We start from the raw sequence: 19,440 nt of genomic DNA on the forward strand, positions 1-19,440 counted from the left end.
CCCGCCCCGCCCACCGTTTTATTGCCGAATCAGCGCTTTAAGCCGCTCGTCCTCTGCCACCCAAGCCGCGACCGAGCGGGCGATTCCCGCCGCCGCCAACTGCCGCCACTCGGCGTTTTGCAGTTTTTTCAACTCGCTGGGCGAGGACAGAAACGCGATCTCGATCAGCACGGCAGGGATGTCAGGCAGCTTCAGCACCGAAAAATCCCCATGCGCCCGTGGCTTCTTGTGCAGCTTCACGCCCTCATAGCGCAGCCCCGCTACCACCGCATCGGCCAGCGCCTCGATGCGCGGCTCGGTCTCGCGCCGGGCAATCTCCATCAACGCCTGCGCCACCTGATCGTCGGTGCCATGCAGGTCCGCACCCGCCAGAATATCCTCCCGATCATGCCGGTGCGCCAGCTTGGCCAATGCCTCTGTGCTGGCCTCGTTCGACAGGGTATAAACCTGCGCGCCCTGTGCGATCCCCTCTTCAATTGCATCCGCATGAAGCGACAAAAACACATCCGCCCCGGCCCGCCGCGCAATCGTCAACCGGGTTTCAAGCGAAACGAAACTGTCATCGTTGCGGGTGAGGATCACATCGTAATTGCCTGACCGTAAGAGACTTTCCTTCACGTCGCGCGCGAAGATCAACATCAGGTCCGCTTCCGAGACCCCATCGCGCAGCGCACCGGGATCAACCCCACCGTGGCCCGGATCAAGCACCACCGTCAGCCGGCCATCCTCGCTGGGGCGCGCCGCTGGCCGCGCCGTCAGCGCAGGCTCGGGGAACAGTGGCGAAGGCCGCGCACCGGCAGCACGGGCAAAATCCTCTGCACTCAATTCCTCAAGGCGCAGCTCAACCCGCGCCGAGCCATCCTCGGCCCCCGTCACCATCTGCGAGGTTGCCAGCCCATATGGCCCCGCAAGTTCGGCCACCAGCCGCGTCCACCCCGGCCCCATCCGGCCGGTGCGCAGCGCCACCACCTTTTCCAGCAGGCTCAGATCGGGGGTGCCCATGGGCGCAAAATCGACCTCGCGGAAATCCACCACCAACCTCGGCGGTTGATCGAGCATATGCACCCGCCACGCCACCGGTTGGCTCAGCGTCAGGCGCAGCTCAACCGCATCGGCGCTTTCACTCAGCCCCGAGCGCGCGCCATCCACCCGCGCCAAACCGGAAAATCCCTGCGCCAAAACCGCAGGCGCCCAGATCATCAGAAGGATCGCAAAAACCGCTCGCATGCACCCTGCCCCTTTGGCCCCGTGTCTACCCCATCCAAAGGCCGCCGCCAACGGCCCGCCGGCCACAGATGCGCGGTGCGCCGCCGCACGGTGCGCCACGTTAACCCGGCCCATGGTGCGGCACCCCGTATGCATAGGATGTGCATGGGTTGTGCATCCCTTGTGCAAACCGGGAAATTTCGTGAACACCGCCGCCGTTAACCCCGCCGAACGCTAGCCGTTATGCGAGGGTTTTCCAGTGTGTTTGCGCAACCGTGAGGGCGTGGATTTCTTCTTGTTCTTATACGGATTATCCTCCGCCTGGCTGCGCATATGCAGGCGGATCGGCACGCCGGGCATGTCAAAGTCCTCGCGCAACCCGTTGACAAGATAGCGTTTATACGCGGTCGGCAGTTTATCAACATGCGAGCACATCGCCACAAACCCCGGTGGCCGCGTCTTGGCTTGGGTCATGTAACGCAGCTTGATCCGCCGCCCGCCCGGCGCCGGGGGCGGATGCGCCTCGACCATGCCCGCAAGCCACTGGTTCAGCTTGGCGGTGGTAATCCGGCGGTTCCACACCTCATGAGTGCGCACAATCGCCTCGCGCAACCGCTCCAAACCCCTGCCTGTCTTGGCCGAAACGGTGATCAGCGGGGCCCCCCTCAGCTGTGGCAACAGCCGATCGAACGCCTCTTTCAGGCCCATCAGCTTGGCCTGTTTTTCCGGCTCTATATCCCACTTGTTCACCGCCACCACCACGGCCCGCCCCTCGCGCTCGGCAAGGTCGGCAATGCGCAAATCCTGCTGCTCAAACGGGATCGCCGCATCCAGCAGCACCACCACGACCTCGGCAAACTTCACCGCCCGCAGCCCGTCACTGACCGACAATTTCTCAAGCTTTTCCTGCACCTTGGCCCGTTTGCGCATCCCGGCGGTGTCAAACAGCTTCACCGGGGTGCCGCCCCAGTTAAGCGCCAGCGAGATCGAATCCCGCGTGATCCCCGCCTCCGGCCCGGTGAGCAAACGGTCTTCGCCAAGGATCTGGTTGATCAGCGTTGATTTGCCCGCGTTCGGGCGGCCCACAACGGCAATCTGCAAAGGCTTTTTCGTGCTCGGCGCCCAGTCTTCCGCCGCCTCCATGTCACCATCGTCCTCGTCGAGCATCACCTCGGTTTCCGGGCCGTCGTCGGGGCGATTAAGGGAAAGTTCATCAACGATCGGCATAAGAGCGGTTGCAAGCTCGGCCATGCCTTCGCCGTGCTCTGCCGAAATGGCCAGCGGATCGCCCAATCCAAGGGAATAGGCCTCAAGCAACCCCGCCTCGGCGGCGCGGCCTTCAGATTTGTTGGCCCCAAGGAGGACATGCGCGTTTTTCTTGCGCAGCAGATCGGCAAACAGCTCGTCGGTCGGCGTGACGCCTGTGCGGGCGTCAATCAGGAAGAGGCAAACGTCTGCCATTTCCACCGCGCGCTCGGTGAGGCGGCGCATCCGGCCTTGCAGGCTGTCGTCTGTCACCTCTTCCAACCCGGCGGTGTCAATCACCGTAAAGCGCAAATCACCCAAGCGGGCCTCGCCTTCACGCAAATCACGCGTCACCCCCGGCTGATCGTCAACCAGGGCGAGGCGCTTGCCAACCAAGCGGTTGAAAAGAGTAGATTTTCCAACGTTGGGGCGGCCAACGATGGCAAGGGTAAAGCTCATGAAACGGCTCCCGGGCGGCGGGTCAGAGGGCGAGGTGATCGCGCCTCATACATCGCTTTCAGCTTAACGGAAAGCCAGCAATTGCCCGCGCGATGTCACAACATAGAGCGTCCGGTTCACCACCACCGGGTTCGAGGTGGCCCCATCGGGCAACGCAACGCTCGAAACCAGGGCACCGGAAGCCGGGTCAAAGCTGCGCAATTGCCCATCATCCGAAGCCACCCGCAGCAACCCACCCGCAAGAACCGGGCCGTAATGGGCGAAAACCGCTTTGCGGCGGCGTGGTCGCTCATTCTTGAAAAGCGGCAGGTCGCGCGCCCAAACAACCTCACCGGTCGCCGCATCCAGCCGCACCAGCTCACTCGCGTCAGACACAAGGAAAACAGCGTTTCCGGCAGGCCAGACCGGGGAGTAGGCCCCCTCGGTCGCGGTCCAGTTGCGCTCGCCCGAGGTCACGTCCAGCGCCACCGTGCGCCCGGATTGGGTGCCAACGTAAGCGGTGTTGCCCACCACCACGGGATCGCCGGTGATGTCGGTAAAGCCGGTGTAAGCCCGCCCCCGCCGCTCGCCCGCGATCACCGCGTTCCAGGTGCGAATGCCAGAGCGGCGCAGCGTTGCCGTCACCTCCGAGGAGCCGAACGGAAAGATCACCCGATCCCCCGCCACAGCCGGCCCGGCACCGCCAACCATCACCGAAGGCGTCGGCGTTCCCGGCACTTCCCACTTGAGGCGGCCCGTGTCCGCCTCCACGGCAAAAGCGCGGTTGTCGCGGCTGACCACGTAAACCAGCCCGTCCTTCACCGTTGGGCTGCCTTGAACGGGGCCATCAAATTCCTGCCGCCAGCGGGTTTGGCCGGAGCTTGCGTCGAGCGCCAGAAGCTCACCGTAACCCGTTGTCACATATAGCGTTTTTCCGGCCACGGCGAGGCCACCGCCGGAGGCATCCGAGGTTTTGTCACGCGGTGGGGTCACATCTTTTGTCCAGGCCGTCTGGCCTGCGGTGGTGGTCGCTGTCACCTGCGCACGGCTGTCGAGCGTGTAGATCAGCCCCCCGGCCACAACCGGGTCAGCGGTGATCCGCGCCTTCTTGGCGTCGCCCTGCCCAACCGGGGCGCTCCACACGAGAGTGAGCGCCTTGTTCAGCGCCGGGTGCTGCACCTTATGGGTTGGGCCACCATTGCGGTGGGTCCAGCTTGAAGGGTTGGTGGTGGCGGGCATGTTGAAGGCGGTATTGGCGCGCGCGGCGCTTTCCGGCTTGCCGTCCTCGCTGGTGCCAATCACCTCGCGCACGTCCACGCGCTTGCCTTGCAGGCGAGGCTCCTTGACGGAGCAGCCCGCGAGCAGCGCCAGAATGGCCGCCGATGTAATCCAGTGCTTTGCCGAGTTCACGCCGCTCTTGCCTTCCCTGCCATATGCGCCCGTTTATATCTTTGACGCGGGGCGTTTAGCCCTTCTGAAGCTCACCGCCCAGTGCTACAATCACTTGGCTCAGCCGCTGTTGCAAGCCCTGCGTCAGACCGGCCTCTTCCAGCAGGCTGCGCGCCGCTTCAAGCGCGGCCTCCGTCTCGCCTGCTTCGATCATGCTGTAAACCTGCTGTTCGCGGGCCAGCGGCGCAAACGGGGCACCGGGAGTGGCCAGTTCATCAAGCAGCGCCGCACGGCGTTCGGGCTCAACGGCGTCATTGCCGAGCATCACCAACTTCAGCCCTGCCAACTCGCGCCATTCACGCGGCAAGCTGGCGTCATCGGCCACGGGAGACAGGATTTCAGCCGCGGCCTTTGGGTCATCCGCACTCACGGCTTCAGCCGCTTTGAGCAGTTCGATCACCGCCGCCAGATCGCCCGTGGTGTTCAGGCCATCAAGCGCCGCAGAGCGATCACTGCTTTCCAAGGCGGCCAGCAGCGCATCCCCTTCGGCCTGCGCGGCAGAGGTTTCGGTGGCCTTTTGCCACTCGACATAGGCCGTGCCGCCCACGATCGCGATGATCACCAGCACGGGAATCCACCCCCATTTGCGCATCAACGCAAAAAGGCGGTCCCGCCGCAGTTCTTCGGTGACCTCGTCGATAAAGCTCTCGGATTCGCTCATCTGCCCGCCTGTTCCTCGCACCCGCCGCCCGTTACGCGGCCATTGCCGCCACTGCCTCGCAGCGATCAATCGCCGCTTCTTACCCGGAAATCACGCCCAATGCCAAGACCTAAGCCACCAAGGCCCCGCCCCATGGCTGGTGCCATTACGGGTTGAGCCGCCGGTCATTTGCGCACGACCGTTGAGGCCGCTCGCCCGGCAAGGGGCTGTGATCGCCGCAATAAGCACCGTAGCCTACGACCAAAGCAGCAGGGCGCGCTTGATGCAGGTCAAAACGAGGGAGGCGCGCAAGGCTTATGGCAGGGGGCAGCCCGCAATCCGCAGACCACCCCCAAGGAGGCCCCCATGCGCCTGAAAGCCCCCCTCATCGCCCTCGCCCTCTGTGCCGCCGCCCTGCCCGCCTGGGCACAGGAACCTGCGGCTTTTGCCGAGGCCAAGATCGCCGCCGGGAAGGCAATGTTTGAGTCCGGCTGCCACCGTTGCCACGCCCCCAACGCCAAAGACCCCTCTTACGGCCCCGCCCTCACCGGGATCGTGGGGCGGCAAGCGGGCAGCTTTGAGGGCTATGAGTATTCCGAAGCTCTTGGCGGTGCGCCCTTCGTGTGGACTCCCGCCGCGCTGAAGGCATGGATGGAAGACAACCAGCACTTCCTGCCCGGCACAAAAATGCGCCATGTCGGCATCACCGACACAGCGGTGCAGGATTTCATCATCGCCTATCTGCGCACGCTCTAGGCAAACGAGGGTCGTAAGACCAAGGTGCAATTCTCAGCGCCTTTACTTCGGGGCAAACTCCCCCCATCGCCGCACGCAGCGTGAGGCGCTCGAAACGAACAACGAGGCGCACCGCCTCGGGCTGTGGCGTTTCCCAAGGGAGGAATGATTTCATGAAACGGCTAATTGCAACCGTTGCCGTGCTTGGCCTGTGGGCCGGTGCCAGCGCCCAAGCGCAGGTCACCGAAGAGATGCTGGCCAATGACCAGGCCGATACCAGTCAGGTCTTGACCAACGGCATGGGGCGGCACCTGCAACGCTTTTCACCGCTCAGCACACTCAACAAGGACAACGTCAAAAACCTGATGCCCGTCTGGGCCTTCTCGATCGGTGGCGAAAAGCAGCGCGGTCAGGAAACCCAGCCGCTCATCTATGATGACGTGATGTATATCACCGGCTCCTACTCGCGGATGTACGCGATTGATGTGAAGACCGGCAAAGAACTCTGGCAGTATGATGCCCGCCTGCCCGAAGGCATCCTGCCCTGCTGTGACGTGGTGAACCGCGGCGCGGCGATCTACGGCGACGTCGTGATCTTTGGTACGCTTGATGCCCGTCTGGTGGCCCTGGACCGCAAGAGTGGCGATGTCGTCTGGAACAAGAAGATCGCCGATTACAAGGCCGGCTACTCCTACACCGCCGCCCCGATCATCGTGGACGGTCTGGTCATCACCGGCAACTCCGGCGGCGAGTTCGGGATCGTGGGGGAAGTGCAGGCCCGCAACGCCGAAACCGGCGAGATGGTCTGGACCCGCCCGGTGATCGAAGGCCACATGGGCACGCTCAACGGCGAAGAAAGCACCATGACCGGCACGCTCAATGCCTCATGGCCCGGCGATATGTGGAAAACCGGCGGCGGGGCCACATGGCTTGGCGGCTCTTATGACGCCGAAACCGATACGCTGGTGTTTGGTGCGGGCAACCCTGCACCGTGGAACTCCTGGCTGCGCGACGCAGGCCAGAAGAACGACGGCTCCGGCGACAACCTCTATGCCTCCACCCGCCTTGGCCTCGATCCCGCCACCGGTGAGATCAAGTGGCACTACCAGACAACCCCGCGCGAAGGCTGGGATTATGACGGCGTGAACGAAGTCGTCGCCTTCAAGGACGCCGACGGCAACAGCAAATACGCCACCGCAGACCGCAACGGATTTTTCTATGTGTTGAACCGCGCCGATGGCGGCTTTGTCGATGCCTGGCCCTTCGTGAAAGACATCACCTGGGCCAAGGAAATCGGTGACGATGGCCGCCCGGTCTTTAACGAAGAAGGGCGCCCCGGAGATCCCTCGAAAGCCGCCGATGGCAACAAGGGTGAGGTTGTGTTTTCCGCGCCCTCCTTCCTTGGGGGCAAAAACTGGATGCCCATGGCCTTCAGCCAGAAAACCGGCCTGTTCTACGTGCCATCCAACGAGTGGGGCATGGATATCTGGAACGAGCCGATCACCTACAAGAAGGGCGCGGCCTACCTTGGCTCTGGCTTCACCATCAAGCCGCTCTATGACGACCACATCGGCTCGCTCAAGGCTGTCGACCCGATGACCGGCGAGTGGAAGTGGGAATATAAGAACGACGCCCCCCTGTGGAGCGGCGTGATGACCACCGCCGGCGGCCTCGTTTTCTTTGGCACGCCTGAAGGCGAATTCATCGCTCTGGACGACGAAACCGGCGAAAAGCTTTGGTCCTTCCAAACCGGCTCGGGCATCGTTGGCCAGCCGATCACCTGGGAGCAGGACGGTGAGCAGTATGTCGCGATCATGTCTGGCTGGGGTGGCGCGGTGCCGCTCTGGGGTGGCGAAGTGGCCAAGAAGGTCAGCTACCTCAACCAGGGCGGCATGATGTGGACCTTCCGCCTGCCTAAAGAGCTCGCCTCTGCCAACTGACAATCCTTCCGGCCGGTTGGCCACGGTGGCGCGTCCCTTCCCGGGGACGCGCCATTTGCTTTTGGGTTGGCGGTGAAAAAAAGGGCGATTTCAGGCTCACCCAAGCGCGCCTCATGCGGTTTGGGCGTTGAATGGGACAGTCAGTTGAAGTCGATCGGCAGCGAAAAGGTATAGGAGGCTTTCGCCAGCCCCTTGGGGGCACGCGGCATCCGCCCCGCCCGGCGCACGGCGTCTATCGCCGCACGATCCAGCGCAGGCGAGCCGGAGCTGCGCGCCACGCCCACACCACGGACCTTTCCATCAGGTGCAACGTAAATTTGCAGCACCACCCGCCCGCTTCCACCGGGGCTGCGCTTGCTCCCGGCGATCTTGCGGCGCAGTTTGCTCCCCCATTGGCCAGCCAGCTTCGCCTCCTGCGCCGCGCTAAGCCCCGCCGCCGCCTGGCTTTTTCCTTGGCCCGCAGCGGTAGACCCGCCTTGCCCCGCCGCCCGCCGTTTGGCGCTTGGCGCGGCGGGCGGTTGCGGCTTCTTGGCGGCTTTGGCTTTTTTCGCGGGGGCGGGCGGAGCTTTGGCAGGGGCCGCTGGGCGCACCGGTTTGGGCGGCGGCGCGGTGCTGGGCCTCGGGGGAGCCTCAGGCGCGGCCACTTGTGGCAGCGCGGTGAGGTCCGGGCGGTTTGGCAGAGTATCGGTGCGGGGTGGCATAGCCATAGCGGCGCTGGTGGGCGGCGATGGGGCCGAGCCGTCGGGCAAAGACACATCCGGCGGGCGATCCCAATCTGCCACCATGGCGGCAAGTTGCGCCGAGGCCGCCTTGATCGAGATGTCTTCTGCCCCGCCCAAACCGCCCGAGCCAGCAAGCTCGGCTGGCGTAAACCGAGCCACACCGAAGGCCAGCACCACCCCAGACAGGGCAGTAAAAACAACACCCTCAATCAGCCGGATCATCGCCCTTCCACCACCAGTTGCGCCCGCGAAAGCCCCGCCGCCGCCAGATCGCGCATCAAGGTCGCCACGCGAGCGGCCGGCACGGCCTTGTCTGCGCGAAGCTGCGCCACCTGCCCTTCACCTGCCTGCTTCACCGCGCTCACGAACGCCGCCAAGGCCGCTTCGCCGCGTGCATCACCAAAGCCCAATTGCCCCCCGCCAGAGAGGTAAAGCACCGGGGCGGGCGTGGCCTCAACCTCCAGGGCGGCAGCGGGTGGGGTCACCTCAAAGGGTTCAGGCGGCACCAGTTGTGAGGTCATCAAGAAAAAGATCAACAGCAGGAAAACGACGTTGATCATCGGCACGATGCTTTCGCTCCTCGCACGGCGGGGTTTGGGGCTGAAATTAAGGCTCATTCGACCAGCACCAAAGCCGTGAAACCTGCAGCCCGCAACTGCTCGGCAACGCGCACCACAGCTTCAAGCGTTGCATCACCTTTACCGCGCAAGACAATGGGATCACTTGGGTTTTCTACAAGTTGCATCAGCGCTCTCGGCAGGTTTTCACCCGTAATCTCAGCGCCGTTCAGCCGCAAACCCGCCGGGCTGATATCCACCAGCCTTGGCGGCCCGGCCCAATCCGCACCAGCGCTTGAAAGCGGCAGTTCAAGCACGCGATCCACGCCAAAGCGCGAGGCCAGCATGAAGAACACCAGTAGCAGGAAAACCACGTCGATCATCGGCGTGAGGCTTGGCCTGCGCGGCTTGCGGCGAGGCAGCGTGAGGTTCATTGCGCCGCCATCGCCTGCGCGGTTTGGCTGGCCTGTCGTTGGGCGGCTTCAGCCACGAAAATGCGCGCGGCGAGGCTTTCCATATCCTGGCGCACCCGGTCGATCACCGCTTCAAACCATGTGAGCGCGACCGAGGCCGGGATGGCCACGGCCATGCCCGCCGCCGTCGTTAGCAGCGCCTCCCAGATGCCGCCCGCCAGCAGGGCCGGATCGGCGCGGCTTCCGGCCTCTTGCAGGGTTTGGAAGGCGGCGATCATGCCCAAAACCGTGCCCAAAAGGCCCAGGAGCGGCGCAATGGTCGAGATCAACTCCAGCGCACGCAGCCCGGTGCCCGCCTGCCCCAGACCCTCACGGGCGTGCCGGGTCGCCTCTTCACGGGCGGCTGTTTCCGGCAGGTCACGCGCGGCAGTCAGGGTGGCTGCGGCGAAGCGGCTGCGAAGGCCCCGGCGTGGGGCCACCACGGCCAAGGCCCCCGGCCTGTCTCCGGCTTCCAAAAGCGCAACGGCGCGGGCCGAGGCGCGGCGTGACCAGACGCCAAGCAATAGAAATCTCCATATTTTCCAAAGGATTAACGCGAGGGTGATCACCGCCAGCGCGGCAATCGCCCAGATCGCCGGGCCACCGCTTTGCAAGAAGGACCGCAGCGGGGCCGCCGCATTGGCCTCTGCCTGCGCAACCGCCGCGCCGGGCGCTGCTATCAGCAGGAAAGCCAAGGATATGCGCATGTGTCTCATTCCGTCCCCCATGCCGAATCAAAAGGATCTGGCCTCTTCCTTTTTAGGAACAATCGTGGCGCGGGGCCAGAATGCCGGGCCGGGTAATCGGCAATCTTATGGTCACTGGGAAACGGCCCACAATGTTTTGCAAAAACCGGCCTCAGTGCGGTCAGTTTTTGTTGGTTTTGTCATCGTCCGGGTCGGTCCAGACGATGAAGAACTGATAGGCGCACCAGCCGCCAATCCCTGCAAAAAGCAGTGCCCAGCCCAGTGATTCGCTGAGATACTCAAACCCTGCCCACACGATGCACACGGCAAAGATCAACGTGCGAAGCCAGAGCGGGCGGAAAAACGGGTCTTGCAGATTGAACATGCCTTCACCCCTGCCCGTTTTGCGCTGATGCGTCAATTGCCGGGCGGATGTGACGCGCCCTTTGGCCTGCCCGAAATCCGCTGAATTCACGTTCCAATTCCTCTGACAAAAGAGCCACGCGACGATCTTCAAGGACAAGTCTTACCGTGCCGTGAACCGCCGAAAACAGCCTGATCCGGATCAGGCAAAAGCCCCGCAATGACCTGACGACGCACCCGAACATGGCGCGATGCTGGATGTGCGGTTTGGGGGTGCGTTTCTTGGGGGCGAGTATAGCCGGGATGGGTGAGGATTTGGTAAAGGGGGGATGAAGGAGATGAGGTTTGTGGTGTAAGGTATTGGGACAGTGTGTTTATTCGGAAGAGTGAAGAGCCTTCCGCGCCGCGTTCGGTGCGTTCATTTGGGGCCGTTAACGGCGAATTTGGGTGGGGCACAAGCGATGCACGACCGATGCACAACCCATACGCATGTCAAACGACATACGGGGCGTTAAGTTATGCCATCGAACGGGGTTATTCTCCCTTTTGCAGACCGCGCAGGATGTCATCCTTGCTGAGCTGGCCAACCATCTTTCCGCCCACTGTGACCCCGATGGGGGTGGCGCTGGCGATCAGGGTTTCAAGCTCGTCGCGTATCAGGGCATCGGCGTTGATCGAGGCGCTGGGGGTGCCCGCTACGGGCTGCATCAGATCGCGGGCGCGCAGCACGCCAAGCGGGTTCATGTGCTGAACGAACTCGGCCACGTATTCATTGCGCGGGTCGTTAAAAATGTCTTGCGGCGCGCCGGTTTGCACGATGCGCCCGCCCTCCATGATGGAGATGTGATTGCCCAGCTTGAAGGCTTCATCAAGATCATGGCTGACGAAAAGGATGGTGCGCTTGAGGCGTTGCTGAAGCTCCAGCAGCTCATCTTGCAGCTTGGTGCGGATCAACGGATCAAGCGCTGAAAAAGGCTCGTCCATCAACAGGATAGGCGCGTCGGTGGCAAAGGCGCGGGCCAGGCCAACGCGCTGCTGCATGCCGCCTGAAAGCTCGGCAACCTTGTGGTCGGCCCAATCGGTGAGGCCGACCAGCGCCAACTGTTCGTCGATCTTTTCACGGGCCTCGGCTTTGGGCATTTCGGCAAGCTCAAGGCCAAGGCCGACGTTTTGGCGCACGGTGCGCCATGGCAAGAGGCCGAACTGCTGGAACACCATGGCGACGTGGCGCATGCGGATGCGGCGCAGGGTGGCGGGCGTGGCATTGGTGACATCCACCATTTGGGTGCCATCGTTCACCTCGACCGTGCCGCGCACCACCGGGTTGAGCCCGTTGACCGCCCGCAGGAGGGTGGATTTGCCAGAGCCGGAGAGGCCCATCAGCACAAGGATTTCGCCCTGCTGCACATCAAGCGAGCAATCATGGACGCCCAGCACCTGCCCGGTGGCCTCCTGAATTTCGGCGCGGTCCTGGCCTGCGTCCATCAGCGGCAGGGCCTGCTTCGGGCGTTTGCCGAAGACGATCGAAACGTTGTCGATGCGCACGGCGGTGGTCATTTGCTCGCTCCGACATTGAGGATCCGGTCGAGCATGATGGCGACGACGACGATGACAAAGCCGCTTTCAAACCCGAGCGCCGTGTTGACGGTGCCCAGCGCGCGCACCACCGGAACGCCGAGGCCGTTGGCCCCGACCAGCGCGGCGATGACGACCATGGAGAGCGAGAGCATGATGGTTTGGTTCAGCCCGGCCATGATTTGCGGGAAGGCGTAGGGCAGTTCGACCTTGTAGAGCGTTTGGCGCGGGGTTGCGCCAAAGGCGCGGGCCGCTTCGAGCAGGGTTTGCGGGGTGGAGGAAACGCCAAGGTGGGTGAGCCGGATCGGCGCGGGCAACACAAAGATCACCGTGGCGATGAGGCCGGGCACCATGCCGATGCCAAAGAACACGATGGCCGGGATCAGGTAAACGAAGGTGGGCAGGGTTTGCATGAGGTCCAGCACCGGGCGCATGTAGGTATAAAGCCGCGGGCGGTGGGCGGCGGCGATGCCGATGGGCACCCCGATTGCCATGCAGACAAGGCAGGCCGAGAGCACCAGGGTGAGGCTTTCGGTGGTTTCTTCCCAGTAACCCTGGTTGAGGATGAAGAGAAAGCCGAGGAACACAAAGACGCAGATGCCCCGGCTTTTCTGGATGAACCATGTGGCGGCGACGAAGGTGAGGATGACAAGGAGTGCGGGGGGGGATTGGAGCGCCCAGAGGATCGCATCAATCATCGCCTCCATGACATTGGTAAAGCCGTCGAGCACGGTTTCGCCGTGGTCGCGCAGCCAGTCAAAGACCATCTTGGCGCCTTTACCGACGGGTATCTTGTAATCTTCGAGCCAGTCTTCCATTGGCGAGGCTTCCCTTTGTTGGCTGGTTGCGCGCGCCCGGGCTCGGCGGTTTTGGCCATGTTAGCCAAAACGCAGCCGCCCGCAACGGGGCGGGCGGCTGGGGGTATGGGCAGGGATCAGAGGCCGAGAGCGGCCGAAACGGCGGCCTTGCCATCGGAGCCGTCCATGGCGGTGACACCATCGAGCCATGTGTCAAGCACGCCCGCGTTGGCTTTGAGCCAATCTTCGGTGGCATCCTCCGGGTCGGTCCCCTCATCAAGGATTTCGCCCATGATGGCGTTTTCCATCTCGAGGGTGAAATCCATTTGCGAGAACAGTTTGCCAAGGTTGGGGCACTCGGCCGCGTAGCCTTTGCGGGTGACGGTGTGGACAACGCCCTCGCCGCCAAAGAACTCTTCCCCGCCGGGGAGATATTTCAGCGAGAAGTTGGCGTTCATCGGGTGCGGCTCCCAGCCCAGAAACACGATATGCTCCTGATCCTTATAGACCCGCGCGACCTGCGCCAGCATCCCCTGCTCGGAGCTTTCGACAAGCTCGATGTCGGCATCGCCAAGCCCCAGCTTGTTATCTTCGATCAGCTTGGCGAGATAGGTGTTGGCCTCGTTGCCCGGCTCGATCCCGTAGATCTTGCCATCCAGCTCCTCGGCGAATTTGGCGATGTCGGCATAGCTTTGCAGGCCCGCCTCATAGGTATAGTCCGGCACGGCGAGGGTGTATTTGGTGCCTTCAAGGTTGATGTTGATCGACTCGATCTCACCGCTTTCAAGGTAGGGGGTGATGGCGGCGGTTTGCGAGGGCATCCAGTTGCCAAGGAACACATCCACATCGTCGCCCTCAAGCGAGGCGAAGGTGACGGGCACCGAGAGCACCTTCACGTCCACATCATACCCCAGCCCTTCGAGCACATGCTTGGCGGTGGCGGTGGTGGTGGTGATGTCGGTCCAGCCCACATCAGACATGACGACGGTATCACATTCAGCCCAGGCGGCCCCTGCGGCACAGAGCGCAATGGCGGATACAGCGGCGTGAATTTTCATGGGAATCTCCCTGTTCGTTGCTTGCGAGTGTTTTTATTGATTGACCAGTCAAACAATGCGGGTTTATCCCAGCATTGCAAGACCTTTTGGAGCCGTCATGAGTGTAGAACCCAAGCGCAGAGCCCAGCTAGTCGAGGCGACCATACACGAGATCGGGCAGAGTGGCTCGCTCGATGTGACGGTGGGCAAGATCGCCCGGCGGGCCGGGGTTTCGGCGGCGCTGGCCTTTCACTACTTCGGCGACAAGGACCGGCTTTTTCTGGCGGCGATGCGCCATGTGATGGCGGTTTACGGGGCCGAGGTGCGCGGGGCGCTGCTGGTGTGCAGCACACCACAGGAGCGGCTCAGCGGCATTTTGCGGGCGAGTTTCTCTAGCTGCAACTTCCGGGCCGATGTGATTTCGGCATGGCTCAACTTTTACGTTCTGGCGCGGCGCTCGCAGGAGGCGCGGCGCTTGCTTTCGATCTATCATCGCCGCCTTGCCTCGAACCTCACCCATGATCTGCGCCCGCTGGTGGGGGATCGCGCCCCCGCCGTGGCCGCCCGGCTGGGGGCGATGATTGACGGGCTTTACCTGCGCTATGCCTCCAACCCCGATGACATGACCGGGCAAACCGCCACCGACCACGCGCTGACGGCGCTGCAAAACGAGTTGGACGCCAGAGCATGAGCCAGCCCAACATCCTGATCCTGATGGTTGACCAGCTGAACGGAACGCTTTTTCCCGATGGGCCGGCCGATTGGCTGCATTTGCCGAACCTGAAGCGCCTTGCCGCCCGCTCCGTGCGGTTCACCAACAGTTACACCGCCTCGCCGCTTTGTGCGCCGGGGCGGGCGAGCTTTATGTCAGGCGAGTTGCCCTCGGTGACGGGGGTTTATGACAATGCCGCCGAGTTCCCCTCAGACCTGCCGACCTATGCCCACCATCTGCGCCGCGCGGGCTATCACACCTGCCTTTCGGGCAAGATGCATTTTGTTGGCCCCGATCAGATGCACGGCTTTGAAGAGCGGCTGACCACCGACATTTACCCCGCCGATTTTGGCTGGACCCCGGATTACCGCAAGCCCGGTGAGCGGATTGACTGGTGGTATCACAATATGGGCTCTGTCACCGGGTCGGGCGTGGCCGAGATCACCAACCAGATGGAATATGACGACGAGGTGGCCCATTGCGCCAGCGCCAAGCTCTACGATCTGGCACGGGGCAAGGATGAGCGCCCGTGGTGCCTGACGGTGAGCTTTACCCATCCGCATGATCCTTACGTTGCAAGGCGCAAATTCTGGGACATGTACGAGGATTGTGAGCATCTGGAGCCGGAGGTGGGGGCGATCCCCTATGAGGCGCAGGATGCCCACTCAAAGCGGATTTTCGATGCGAATGACTGGCGCAGCTTTGACATTACCCGCGAGGATATTCGCCGCTCGCGCCGGGCCTATTTTGCCAACCTCTCCTACCTTGATGAGAAGATTGGCCAGTTCCTCGATATCTTGGAGGAAACCCGGCAAGAGGCGGCGATCCTGTTTGTTTCGGACCACGGGGATATGCTGGGCGAGCGGGGCTTGTGGTTCAAGATGACCTTTTATGAAGGCTCGGCGCGGGTGCCGATGATGCTGTGTGCGCCAGGGCTGGAACCGAGGCGGGTGGCGCAGCCGGTGAGCACGATTGATGTGTGCCCAACGCTGTGTGATCTGGCCGGGGTGAGCATGGCGGAGGTGGCCCCATGGACCGCCGGAGAGAGCCTGTTGCCGGTGGCAAACGGGGCCGAGCGCGGGGCGGTGGCAATGGAATATGCCGCCGAAGCCTCATACGCGCCGCTGGTGGCGCTGCGCGAGGGGCGGTATAAATACACTCGCTGCACGCTGGACCCGGAGCAGCTTTTTGACCTTGATGATGATCCGCATGAGCTGGTGAACCTTGTGGGCGATCCGGCCCATGGGGAGGCGCTGGAAAGCCTGCGCGCCAAGGCCGATGCCCGCTGGGATTTGGAGCGGTTTGACGGCGATGTGCGCAAGAGCCAGGCGCGGCGCTGGGTGGTTTATGAGGCGCTCAGGAATGGCGCTTATTTCCCTTGGGATTACCAGCCTTTGCAGCGCGCAAGTGACCGCTTCATGCGCAACCATATGGACCTCAACGAGGTGGAAGAGCGCGCGCGGTTTCCGCGTGGCGAATGAACTGGAAGGACGCGACATGGGTTATGATCCGCAGCCAGAGGGCAGCCACTACATTGACGGCGCTTATGTGGACGACAGCGCAGGCGAGGTGATCGAGGTGATCTACCCCGCAACCGGCGAGGTGATTGCGAAGGTTCATGCGGCCACTCCGGCGGTGGTGGACCGGGCCTTGGCCGCCGCTGCCCGGGCGCAGGTGATCTGGGCCGCGATGACAGGGCGGGAGCGTGGCCGCGTGCTGGTGGATGCGGCGCGGCTGATGCGGGAGCGCAACCGAGAGCTATCAGAGCTGGAAACGCTGGATACCGGCAAGCCGTTGCAAGAAACGCTGGTGGCCGATGCCACAAGCGGGGCCGATGCGCTGGAATATTTCGGCGGGTTGGCGGGGAGCCTCACCGGCGAGCACATCCAACTTGGCGAGGATTGGGTTTATACGGTGCGCGAGGCTTTGGGCGTGTGCGTGGGGATTGGCGCGTGGAACTACCCCACCCAGATCGCCTGCTGGAAGGCGGCCCCTGCCCTCGCCTGCGGCAATGCGATGGTGTTCAAACCCTCGGAAACCACGCCGCTGAGTGCTTTGAAGGTGGCCGAAATCCTCATCGAAGCGGGCGCACCGGCGGGGTTGTTCAACGTGGTGCAGGGCATGGGCGCGGTGGGCGGCCAGCTTGTGGGCGATCCACGGGTGGCCAAGGTTTCGCTCACCGGGTCGGCGGCGACGGGGCGCAAGGTGTATGCCGCCGCGGCGGGCGAAATGAAGCATGTGACCATGGAGCTTGGCGGCAAATCCCCCTTGGTGGTGTTTGAGGATGCCGAGCTGGAAAATGCGGTGAGCGGCGCGATCAACGGCAACTTCTATTCCTCGGGGCAGGTGTGCTCCAACGGGACGCGGGTGTTTGTGCATCGCGCGATCAAGGAGGCGTTCCTTGAGCGGCTCACCGAACGGTTGAAGGGTGCGGTGATTGGCGACCCGATGGATGAGGCCACCAGCTTTGGCCCGATGGTGAGCGCGCGGCAGATGGAGATCGTGCAGGGGTTCATCGCGCAGGGCGAGGCGGAAGGCGCGCGGCTGGTTTACGGCGGCAAGCGGCTGGAGCGGCCCGGTTTTTACCTAGAGCCGACGGTGTTTGCCGATGTCACCGATGGCATGGTGATTGCCCGCGAGGAAATCTTTGGCCCCGTCATGGCGGTGCTGGATTTTGAGGATGAGGACGAGGTGATCGCGCGGGCCAATGACACCGTCTATGGCCTTTCTGCCGGGGTGTTCACCCGCGATATCTCACGCGCGCATAGGGTGATTGGCCGGTTGCAGGCGGGAAGCTGCTTTGTCAACTCCTACAATGACGCGCCGGTGGAAGCGCCCTTTGGCGGGGTGAAGGCTTCGGGCGTGGGGCGCGAAAATTCGAAGGCGGCCATAGAGCACTATTCGCAACTGAAGTCGGTTTATGTGCGGATGGGCGATGTGGAGGCGCCCTTTTGATGCAGGCGGAGTATGTGGTGGTGGGCGCAGGCAGCGCGGGCTGCGCCATTGCCGGGCGGCTCACCGAAGCGGGCAAACGGGTGATCGTGGTGGAGCATGGCGGCAGCGATTGGGGGCCGTTCATCAACATGCCCGGTGCGCTCTCCTACCCGATGAACATGGCGCGCTATGATTGGGGCTTTCAATCGGAGCCGGAGCCGCATTTAGGCGGGCGGCGCATGGCCACGCCACGGGGCAAGGTTGTGGGCGGGTCCTCCTCGATCAACGGGATGATCTATGTGCGCGGCCATGCGCGGGATTTTGACCATTGGCGCGACAGCGGGGCCATCGGCTGGGGCTACGCCGATGTGCTGCCCTACTTCCAGCGCATGGAGCACTGGCATGACGGCGGCCATGGCGGCGATCCGGCGTGGCGCGGCAATGACGGCCCCTTGCACGTAACCCGAGGCGGGCGCGGCAACCCGCTGACGCGGGCCTTTGTGGAGGCCGGGGTGCAGGCAGGCTACCCGGCAACGCCCGATTACAACGGCAAGCAGCAAGAGGGCTTTGGCCCCTATGACATGACGGTTTGGCGCGGTGAGCGGTGGTCGGCCGCGAAGGCCTATCTGCGCCCTGCCCTCAAGCGCGAAAATTGCACGCTGGTACGGGCGTTTGCGCGGCGCGTGGTCCTGGAGGATGGCCGCGCTGTGGGGGTGGAAGTGGAGCGCGGCGGCAAGGTGAAGGTGATCCGCGCCGAGGCGGAGGTGATCCTTGCGGCGTCGTCGATCAACTCGCCCAAGCTGCTCATGCTCTCGGGCATCGGACCGGCGGCGCATCTGGCCGAGCACGGGATCGAGCTGGTGGCAGACCGGCCCGGCGTGGGGCAAAACCTGCAAGACCACTTGGAGGTTTATGTGCAATACGCCGCCGCGCAGCCGGTGAGCCTTTATCGCTATTGGAGCCTTTTGGGCAAAGCCTATGTGGGCGCGCGCTGGCTGCTCACACGCAGCGGGCCCGGGGCTTCGAACCAGTTTGAAAGCGCCGGGTTCATCCGCTCGGCGGCGGGGGTGGACTATCCTGATGTGCAGTTCCACTTTTTGCCGATCGCGGTGCGGTATGATGGCAAGGTGGCGGCAGAGGGGCATGGCTTTCAGGCGCATGTCGGGCCGATGCGCTCGCCCTCGCGCGGGGAGGTGACGCTGAAATCAGCCGATCCGGCAGAGGCGCCGCGCATCTTTTTCAACTACATGAGCGAGGCGCAGGATTGGGTCGATTTCCGCCGCTGCATAAGGCTGACCCGCGAGATCATTGGGCAGGAAGCGTTTGACGGGCTGCGGCGGCAGGAAATTCAACCGGGTGCGGCGCTGGAAAGCGATGAGGAGATTGATGGCTTCATCCGCGAGCACGCCGAGAGCGCCTATCACCCCTGCGGCACCGCAAGGATGGGGCGGGTGGACGATCCGGGCGCGGTGGTGGACCCGGAGTGCCGGGTGATCGGGGTGGAGGGGCTGCGGCTGGCCGATAGCTCGATTTTCCCGCGCATCACCAACGGCAACCTCAACGCGCCGTCGATCATGGTGGGCGAGAAGGCCGCCGATCATATCCTTGGCCGCCCTGCGCTGCTGCCTAGGAATGACGCGCCGTGGGTGCATCCGGATTGGCAGAGGGTTCAGCGGTAGGGAGGCGGCGGTTTGCGTTGACCGATGATATGGATGGCGCGGTTTTGTCGGGGGATTTGCCGTGTGGTGGTGTGGCGTTCAATGGTGGCCCGGAGGACGAGCGGGGTGGAGCCCAAAGGCACAGCACTTGCGACCGCAGAACAGGCTTGCGCTATCCCCACGATCTACGCAGTTTTGCCCCATTGGAGGCACTCTTTGCGGTGTTCCTCGTATCCTCATATATAGTGTGCGCCTCGCTGCCCGGGCGTCGTGTGGCAGGTTGCAAGGTTTGGT

General features: G+C 63.3%; 18 protein-coding genes. 6 read left to right on the top strand and 12 right to left on the bottom strand.

The window, feature by feature from the left end; all coding sequences use genetic code 11:
- Positions 1–18: 18 nt before the first annotated feature.
- From P1U55_RS02915 to P1U55_RS02930, 4 genes are all read right to left on the bottom strand, one after another.
- A complete protein-coding gene (locus P1U55_RS02915) occupies positions 19–1,227 on the bottom strand; it encodes an N-acetylmuramoyl-L-alanine amidase (RefSeq protein ID WP_301045994.1) in 1,209 nt (402 codons plus the stop codon).
- A 213-nt stretch (positions 1,228–1,440) separates the two neighbouring features.
- Positions 1,441–2,910: a ribosome biogenesis GTPase Der gene (der, locus tag P1U55_RS02920; protein ID WP_301045995.1), complete on the bottom strand. Its 1,470-nt coding sequence runs from the start codon at positions 2,908–2,910 to the stop codon at positions 1,441–1,443.
- A 63-nt stretch (positions 2,911–2,973) separates the two neighbouring features.
- Positions 2,974–4,299, bottom strand: coding sequence for a PQQ-binding-like beta-propeller repeat protein (locus P1U55_RS02925; RefSeq protein ID WP_301045996.1), 1,326 nt, complete (start codon positions 4,297–4,299; stop codon positions 2,974–2,976).
- 55 nt (positions 4,300–4,354) lie between these two features.
- On the bottom strand, positions 4,355–4,999 hold the full coding sequence (locus tag P1U55_RS02930; RefSeq protein ID WP_301045997.1) for a hypothetical protein: 645 nt from the start codon (positions 4,997–4,999) through the stop codon (positions 4,355–4,357).
- Positions 5,000–5,344: 345 nt separating this feature from the next.
- Here P1U55_RS02930 and P1U55_RS02935 point away from each other — a divergent pair, with 345 nt between their 5' ends.
- Both P1U55_RS02935 and P1U55_RS02940 read left to right on the top strand, forming a co-directional pair.
- Positions 5,345–5,734, top strand: a complete 390-nt coding sequence (locus P1U55_RS02935) for a c-type cytochrome (RefSeq protein ID WP_301045998.1) — start codon at positions 5,345–5,347, stop codon at positions 5,732–5,734.
- 152 nt (positions 5,735–5,886) lie between these two features.
- A complete protein-coding gene (locus P1U55_RS02940; protein WP_301045999.1) occupies positions 5,887–7,653 on the top strand; it encodes a PQQ-dependent methanol/ethanol family dehydrogenase in 1,767 nt (588 codons plus the stop codon).
- A gap of 140 nt (positions 7,654–7,793) precedes the next feature.
- Here P1U55_RS02940 and P1U55_RS02945 read toward each other — a convergent pair whose 3' ends face one another.
- The 8 genes from P1U55_RS02945 to choX all read right to left on the bottom strand — a co-directional run bounded on the left by P1U55_RS02945 (position 7,794) and on the right by choX (position 13,863).
- Positions 7,794–8,597, bottom strand: a complete 804-nt coding sequence (locus P1U55_RS02945) for an energy transducer TonB (RefSeq protein ID WP_301046000.1) — start codon at positions 8,595–8,597, stop codon at positions 7,794–7,796.
- Complete coding sequence (locus P1U55_RS02950; protein WP_301046001.1) at positions 8,594–8,992, bottom strand: biopolymer transporter ExbD; 399 nt, start codon at positions 8,990–8,992, stop codon at positions 8,594–8,596. Before P1U55_RS02950 ends, P1U55_RS02945 begins: the two co-directional genes overlap by 4 nt.
- Positions 8,989–9,366 (bottom strand): biopolymer transporter ExbD, encoded by a 378-nt coding sequence (locus P1U55_RS02955; RefSeq protein ID WP_301046002.1) that lies wholly within the window; start codon positions 9,364–9,366, stop codon positions 8,989–8,991. Before P1U55_RS02955 ends, P1U55_RS02950 begins: the two co-directional genes overlap by 4 nt.
- Entirely contained in the window at positions 9,363–10,091 is a 729-nt protein-coding gene (locus P1U55_RS02960) for a MotA/TolQ/ExbB proton channel family protein (RefSeq protein WP_301046003.1), read from the bottom strand. Before P1U55_RS02960 ends, P1U55_RS02955 begins: the two co-directional genes overlap by 4 nt.
- 160 nt (positions 10,092–10,251) lie before the next feature.
- The gene (locus P1U55_RS02965; RefSeq protein WP_301046004.1) at positions 10,252–10,455 is read right to left on the bottom strand and encodes a hypothetical protein; all 204 of its coding nucleotides are present in this window, start codon (positions 10,453–10,455) and stop codon (positions 10,252–10,254) included.
- A 512-nt stretch (positions 10,456–10,967) separates the two neighbouring features.
- Entirely contained in the window at positions 10,968–11,990 is a 1,023-nt protein-coding gene (gene choV, locus P1U55_RS02970; protein WP_301046005.1) for a choline ABC transporter ATP-binding protein, read from the bottom strand.
- Entirely contained in the window at positions 11,987–12,826 is an 840-nt protein-coding gene (choW, locus tag P1U55_RS02975; RefSeq protein WP_301046006.1) for a choline ABC transporter permease subunit, read from the bottom strand. Before choW ends, choV begins: the two co-directional genes overlap by 4 nt.
- Before the next feature lie 116 nt (positions 12,827–12,942).
- Positions 12,943–13,863, bottom strand: coding sequence for a choline ABC transporter substrate-binding protein (gene choX / locus P1U55_RS02980; RefSeq protein WP_301046007.1), 921 nt, complete (start codon positions 13,861–13,863; stop codon positions 12,943–12,945).
- A 97-nt stretch (positions 13,864–13,960) separates the two neighbouring features.
- Between choX and betI the strand changes: the two genes are divergently transcribed.
- The 4 genes from betI to betA are packed head-to-tail and all read left to right on the top strand — an operon-like array spanning position 13,961 to position 19,167.
- Positions 13,961–14,533, top strand: a complete 573-nt coding sequence (gene betI / locus P1U55_RS02985) for a transcriptional regulator BetI (RefSeq protein ID WP_301046008.1) — start codon at positions 13,961–13,963, stop codon at positions 14,531–14,533.
- Positions 14,530–16,035, top strand: a complete 1,506-nt coding sequence (gene betC / locus P1U55_RS02990; RefSeq protein WP_301046009.1) for a choline-sulfatase — start codon at positions 14,530–14,532, stop codon at positions 16,033–16,035. The genes betI and betC overlap by 4 nt, the downstream gene beginning before the upstream one ends.
- A 16-nt stretch (positions 16,036–16,051) precedes the next feature.
- The gene (gene betB, locus P1U55_RS02995; protein WP_301046010.1) at positions 16,052–17,509 is read left to right on the top strand and encodes a betaine-aldehyde dehydrogenase; all 1,458 of its coding nucleotides are present in this window, start codon (positions 16,052–16,054) and stop codon (positions 17,507–17,509) included.
- Positions 17,509–19,167 carry a choline dehydrogenase gene (gene betA, locus P1U55_RS03000; RefSeq protein WP_301046011.1) on the top strand — a complete coding sequence of 553 codons (1,659 nt, stop codon included), beginning with the start codon at positions 17,509–17,511 and terminating at the stop codon, positions 19,165–19,167. Before betB ends, betA begins: the two co-directional genes overlap by 1 nt.
- Positions 19,168–19,440 lie beyond the last annotated feature (273 nt).

It is taken from the genome of Vannielia sp., assembly GCF_029212645.1.
Taxonomy (GTDB): Bacteria; Pseudomonadota; Alphaproteobacteria; order Rhodobacterales; family Rhodobacteraceae; genus Vannielia.

Coding starts and splice junctions, on each gene's coding strand:
- P1U55_RS02915 (WP_301045994.1), bottom strand. CDS start 1,227: ATGCGAGCGGTTTTTGCGATCCTTCTGATGATCTGGGCGCCTGCGGTT.
- der (WP_301045995.1), bottom strand. CDS start 2,910: ATGAGCTTTACCCTTGCCATCGTTGGCCGCCCCAACGTTGGAAAATCT.
- P1U55_RS02930 (WP_301045997.1), bottom strand. CDS start 4,999: ATGAGCGAATCCGAGAGCTTTATCGACGAGGTCACCGAAGAACTGCGG.
- P1U55_RS02935 (WP_301045998.1), top strand. CDS start 5,345: ATGCGCCTGAAAGCCCCCCTCATCGCCCTCGCCCTCTGTGCCGCCGCC.
- P1U55_RS02940 (WP_301045999.1), top strand. CDS start 5,887: ATGAAACGGCTAATTGCAACCGTTGCCGTGCTTGGCCTGTGGGCCGGT.
- P1U55_RS02945 (WP_301046000.1), bottom strand. CDS start 8,597: ATGATCCGGCTGATTGAGGGTGTTGTTTTTACTGCCCTGTCTGGGGTG.
- P1U55_RS02950 (WP_301046001.1), bottom strand. CDS start 8,992: ATGAGCCTTAATTTCAGCCCCAAACCCCGCCGTGCGAGGAGCGAAAGC.
- P1U55_RS02955 (WP_301046002.1), bottom strand. CDS start 9,366: ATGAACCTCACGCTGCCTCGCCGCAAGCCGCGCAGGCCAAGCCTCACG.
- P1U55_RS02960 (WP_301046003.1), bottom strand. CDS start 10,091: ATGCGCATATCCTTGGCTTTCCTGCTGATAGCAGCGCCCGGCGCGGCG.
- P1U55_RS02965 (WP_301046004.1), bottom strand. CDS start 10,455: ATGTTCAATCTGCAAGACCCGTTTTTCCGCCCGCTCTGGCTTCGCACG.
- choV (WP_301046005.1), bottom strand. CDS start 11,990: ATGACCACCGCCGTGCGCATCGACAACGTTTCGATCGTCTTCGGCAAA.
- choW (WP_301046006.1), bottom strand. CDS start 12,826: ATGGAAGACTGGCTCGAAGATTACAAGATACCCGTCGGTAAAGGCGCC.
- choX (WP_301046007.1), bottom strand. CDS start 13,863: ATGAAAATTCACGCCGCTGTATCCGCCATTGCGCTCTGTGCCGCAGGG.
- betI (WP_301046008.1), top strand. CDS start 13,961: ATGAGTGTAGAACCCAAGCGCAGAGCCCAGCTAGTCGAGGCGACCATA.
- betC (WP_301046009.1), top strand. CDS start 14,530: ATGAGCCAGCCCAACATCCTGATCCTGATGGTTGACCAGCTGAACGGA.
- betB (WP_301046010.1), top strand. CDS start 16,052: ATGGGTTATGATCCGCAGCCAGAGGGCAGCCACTACATTGACGGCGCT.
- betA (WP_301046011.1), top strand. CDS start 17,509: ATGCAGGCGGAGTATGTGGTGGTGGGCGCAGGCAGCGCGGGCTGCGCC.